Annotated in this window: 1 pseudogene; it reads right to left on the bottom strand. The window is 62.2% G+C overall.

The window, feature by feature from the left end:
* Positions 1-246 (bottom strand): annotated as a pseudogene (locus ACPYOI_RS36685) (TCP-1/cpn60 chaperonin family protein); the annotation flags it as partial.

Here is a 246-nt window from a genome sequence, read left to right as displayed (position 1 = left end):
CATGCCCGATGCAACAGCCTTGGCGCCTTCCTTCGCGATAGCCTGGGCGAGAACGGTCGCGGTGGTCGTGCCGTCGCCGGCCAGTCATTGGTCTTCGACACCACTTCGCGCAGCATCTGCGCGCCCATGTTTTCGAACTTGTCTTCGAGCTCGATTTCCTTGGCACCCGAAACGCCGTCCTTGGTAATACGCGGGGCGCCGTAGGGCTTGTCGATAACGACATTGCGACCCTTGGGGCCGAGCGTC

This window comes from Rhizobium sp. SVR5-2C (assembly GCF_056755115.1).
The sequence above is the reverse complement of the archived record's forward strand: the minus strand, read 5'-3'. Positions and strand labels throughout refer to the sequence as shown.